At 56.0% G+C, this 4,433-nt stretch carries 5 protein-coding genes; 1 reads left to right on the top strand and 4 read right to left on the bottom strand.

The window, feature by feature from the left end; translation table 11 throughout:
• Nucleotides 1-305: 305 nt before the first annotated feature.
• From OP496_RS16700 to OP496_RS16690, 3 genes are all read right to left on the bottom strand, one after another.
• A complete protein-coding gene (locus OP496_RS16700; RefSeq protein ID WP_280564924.1) occupies nt 306-680 on the bottom strand; it encodes a hypothetical protein in 375 nt (124 codons plus the stop codon).
• 910 nt (nt 681-1,590) lie between these two features.
• On the bottom strand, nt 1,591-2,217 hold the full coding sequence (locus tag OP496_RS16695; protein ID WP_280539944.1) for a LysE family translocator: 627 nt from the start codon (nt 2,215-2,217) through the stop codon (nt 1,591-1,593).
• Between the two features lie 45 nt (nt 2,218-2,262).
• Complete coding sequence (locus OP496_RS16690) at nt 2,263-3,045, bottom strand: 2OG-Fe dioxygenase family protein (RefSeq protein ID WP_280564923.1); 783 nt, start codon at nt 3,043-3,045, stop codon at nt 2,263-2,265.
• Between the two features lie 74 nt (nt 3,046-3,119).
• On the opposite strand from OP496_RS16690, the gene OP496_RS16685 reads away from it, so the two are divergent.
• A complete protein-coding gene (locus tag OP496_RS16685) occupies nt 3,120-4,100 on the top strand; it encodes a LysR substrate-binding domain-containing protein (RefSeq protein WP_280564922.1) in 981 nt (326 codons plus the stop codon).
• 114 nt (nt 4,101-4,214) lie between these two features.
• Here OP496_RS16685 and OP496_RS16680 read toward each other — a convergent pair.
• The coding region (locus OP496_RS16680) for an RsmE family RNA methyltransferase (protein WP_280564921.1) at nt 4,215-4,433 on the bottom strand (219 nt) is incomplete at its 5' end.

Here is a 4,433-nt window from a genome sequence, read left to right as displayed (position 1 = left end):
TATCCCATTCTCTGCTTCACTTTGGTCGGTAAAGTCGAGAGGGTACCGGCGCTGGCCCTCCTTCCTCTACCTGGCGGTCCAAAGTGCTGCGGTTATTCTATGAATCCAGGATTCAGAGTTCATGACCGTGGGAAAATCCGGCTGCAGCGGCTCCTTGGCGAGCACTGAGTCCGCTCCTCGCTGGCGATGCTCGAAGCGTTGATCGATTTCCTCAGTCGGCACCGATAGTGCAGTAGTAAGGATCTGTTGGACGCGCCTTGCGTCACCAGGCAAGGCGCCTAGAGCAGCGGCAGCCTGTTGATCACTTACTTACGGGCATGTTGCGAGCACACAGCAAGCCACCTGGCCACGCCACCACCAACGAGGGGAAGGATGCAGAGGAATACGCTTGTCACGAGCCCCAGCAGGAACCATTCCCGCGTATCGCTGGAACCAAACGCAGGGCTGAATATATAGGCATACACGTTTTGCCCCACATACATACCCGCCACCAACAGGAAGAGAAATATCAACCTTTTCGTCCAGCCGGTATAGATGGCGAAGATGAGCATCAATGCTTGCCCAATGATAAACCCGAGCAGCGTATCGAAGGGCTCGAAGTGACCCGATACTACTGGGCAAACGGCCCAACTTAGAGCTCCCAGAGCACCACCAATGACAAAATGAGATAGATAGCCCATACACCTCCATATCACCATGAAACGTCACTCAGCATCAGGTCACACGCTGTGTTATATGATGCTTCCCTTGTCTTTAAGTGACTACAAATGCTCTTTTGTCACGCTAGCGGGGAGCATAAGAAACTGCGCCCCCATTGCTCATACAGGCGCTGGCCGCGAAGGCATGGGTCAACAGGGGAGAAGGAACTTCGGCACCCGGCACAGTTGGCGATACTCTTGAAGGATCGGCGTTATCTTTTGGAGAGTCACCTTGAAAGGTCCTGCTAGAGACTGGTGCATTGTCGCACCGTCCTCAAGAATCGAGCGGATCGAGGCTCGTTTCCAGGGTCACACCTACAGCATGCACCGGCACGACACCTTCGCGATCGGCATTACCTTGGGTGGAATTCAAAGCTTCCACTACCGTCGTGATCACCGACACAGTCTACCCGGTACAGTGATGGTGCTTCACCCGGATGAGGCCCACGATGGGCATGCTGGCGATGAGCGTGGCTTTTATTACCGAATGCTTTATATTGCCCCGTCTCTGGTCCAATCCGCGCTCGGTGGTAAAACGCTGCCGTATGTTACCGGCGGCGTCTCGACGGACCCGCGCTTGTCGGTCGCGGTGCGATCCTTATTGTTCTCTCTCGAAGCGCCGCTTGATGCCCTTGAGGAAAATGACGGCATCGCCGATTTAGCCGCCGCACTAGAAGCCAGCAGCGACACTCGAGTCTCCCGCACCAGGTTGACCCTGGACTACCAAGCTGCAAGCCGGGTCAGGGCCTACCTAGACGCACACCGAATCGAGGGCGTCATACTAGATGATTTAGAGTCGGTATCGGGACAGGAGCGCTGGACGCTCTCCCGGGACTTCCGCGCGCTTTTGGGGACCAGCCCCTATTTCCTTTTGAGCGGGTTCAACTCGGGTCTACTGCAAGACCATGTGTGTAGCGACTCCGATCAAGATCAGACCCAAGACGCGTTCTATCCAGGGCTTGAGGCGCCAGATGGCCGACAAGAACCTCGGCGTCGAGAGCCAGAAGGCCACACCGCCAAACCAGGCAAGATGCGCTAGTGAGATGATCAGACCGCACAGGATTTGAACGGCAATCGGTGTAGAAGGCTGAATGATCTGGGTGAAAATACTCAAGAAGAACAGCGTCGTTTTCGGATTCAAAGCATTGCATAGAAAGCCGGATCCGAACGCCGAGCGATCTGTGATGTCACGTTGATCAGCATCAGCGGCTACCTGTGGTGAAGTAGATGCCAGAAGGCTTTTCACGCCGAGATAGACAAGATAGGCCGCTCCAACCCACCGGATCATGGAGTAGACCTGGGGGAAGTTAGTGATGAGCAGGGCAACACCGGTCACGCAATACGCCACGTGTAGCCATACAGCAGTTGCTATGCCAACACTCGATAAGAGGCCGGCACGTCGTGAATAAATCATCGCGTTGCGACTAACCAATGCGAAATCCTGGCCAGGGCTAATGGCCATGCCGACGGCGATCAATGTCACTGTGCCGAGTAGCGGCAGGTAGTCAAGGTCGATCATAAATTCAAGTATGCGGCGCTCGTCGGCCGAGCGCCGCAGCTCTCCTTAGAACTGTTTGCGAAACGTAGCGATCAGAACATCACGGACAGCGGGTGCTGCTGTATCGCTGGGCTGGATGGGTGATACTCCGTGAAATACCTGCTCGTCATTGACTATCGCAAGATCGAGCGGCGCATTCAGCGTGAACGACTTCAGCGGATTCTGGTCGAGGTCATAGATCGTCGATTCGGCGTTGGTCATATTGCTATGATCCACCATCGCCATGATCACGAAGTTCACACCGTCACGATGGACGCCCTCTGGGGTCGGTTTGCCCACGAATTCTGCATTTGACTCGATGCGAAACTGGTGTAGCTCGATGTGCCACGGATAGTAGGGCGCGAGACGGCTGAACATCCGGCACCCGAGGCCGACAATGCTGCTCATGGTCGCACCGTGGAGAATGTCTTTCAGTATCGGCTCGTAATGCCGTGCGATCCCACCGTTCAAGCTGTTGAAATCACGCCCTTGGTAGTGTGGTTGATGCGCCTTGATATGCCACTCTGGACTGTCCGCGTTGGCCGCAAGCGTTGCATGTCGCCGCCGGCGGTAGCTGCCGCCATCTGCCATGTGGCCATCCAGAGGCATGTCGCCCCAACTCGCTGCGAACTCACGCCAGTCCGACAGTGCATGCTGATGCAGGTCGGTGAGAATGTTGGTCGTGGTCAGTCCATCGAGGAAAAGATAATTGTGACGCGCTAAACCAGAACATAGATCATCGATATCCAGGCGTTGGGATACGCGATCGGTGGAGTAACGTCTTGCTGTGGTTTCTTGTAAAGTCGACACTATTAATCTCCTTACCCATAGGCATGCGCAAGCACGTATTCAGCGCACACATACACAATTGGACAGTAAGGCTCTTGTTGGGAAACGATTCCTTTTCACACGAAGACGTGAACTTTTCTCATGCCATGGATGAGTGCAAGGAGCACAGCATGATCAGATCTCTAGATGCGCTGCGTGTGTTCGTGGCGGTTGCCCGAGCAGAAAACATGACAGTTGCTGCGGAGCGCCTGTTTGTAACGCCCGGCGCAGTGAGCAAGCGAATAAGGGATCTTGAGCAAGAGCTCGGTGCCCAACTTTTCGATCGCCAACACAATTCAGTACGCCTGACGACCAAAGGTGCCGAGCTGTATCGCGTGAGTCAGAGCCTTTTCGATACGCTCTCAAGCGCATTGACCACTTTCGAAAAGCCCGCCGCGTCCGACGCGCCGTTAGTAGTGTCATGCGAACCTACGATCACCATGCAGTGGCTAATACCCCGACTGCCAGATTTCTACGCCCAGCATCCCGACATCACGCTCCATCTGTTCGCTGCCGGCGGGCCTATGGATTTCCAGGCTACCTCGATCGATCTGGCGCTACGTCGGGACGATTTCGAATGGGACCCAGACGTTTTCACCTACCGCGTAGCGGATGAAATCACCGGCGTTGTAGCTTCGCCTGGGCTGCCGGCTTCAGCCAACGCAAGGCAGACGATACTCCACACGGCATCACGGCCATCGGCATGGACCCCATGGCGGTCTCGCTTTCGACAGACCACGAGCATTGATCGAGAAATCGAATTCGAGCACTTCTATCTCAGTCTCCAAGCTGCGCGTGCCGGGCTGGGCTATGCCATGGGCTCGATCTATATGGTCGCCGATCAGATTGAGACAGGTGAGCTCGTTGCCCCCATGGGCTTCATCGCCGACGGTTCGTCTTATTGGCTACTGTCGCCCTCGTCTATCGACTCCGATGCTCGTAAACGCGCATTCCGTGACTGGCTAATCGATGCGCTCGGCAAAACAGCACAGGCTCAACAGGCAAACGAGCCAGAAGGCTTGCAAGCCAGCACCTAGATCCAGGCCCGGCGTTAAGAATAATACGGGACATGCGACCGTTCCGTTCGTGATCGTGCCGCGCATCTTCCGGGAGGTCTTCGATGCTGGCCACACCTATTGAAGCCGACCTAACTACCCCAAATCGCCAAAGTAATGCTGCAACATCGTGAGGGCGACGACGGGGGCGGTTTCAGTGCGCAGGATGCGGGGGCCAAGGGTCAGGGCGGCGAACTCGGCGGTGTAGGCGGCGTCGATTTCGGCGGGAGATAATCCACCTTCGGGGCCGACAAGGAGTGCGGCGCGGGTAATGCCACTGGCGTGTTGCCAGGCGGTGTCGGTGGAGGGATGCAG

Source organism: Chromohalobacter sp. 48-RD10, assembly GCF_029889785.1.
Classification (GTDB): domain Bacteria; phylum Pseudomonadota; class Gammaproteobacteria; order Pseudomonadales; family Halomonadaceae; genus Chromohalobacter.
The sequence above is the reverse complement of the archived record's forward strand: the minus strand, read 5'-3'. Positions and strand labels throughout refer to the sequence as shown.

Coding starts and splice junctions, on each gene's coding strand:
- OP496_RS16700 (WP_280564924.1), bottom strand. CDS start 680: ATGGGCTATCTATCTCATTTTGTCATTGGTGGTGCTCTGGGAGCTCTA.
- OP496_RS16695 (WP_280539944.1), bottom strand. CDS start 2,217: ATGATCGACCTTGACTACCTGCCGCTACTCGGCACAGTGACATTGATC.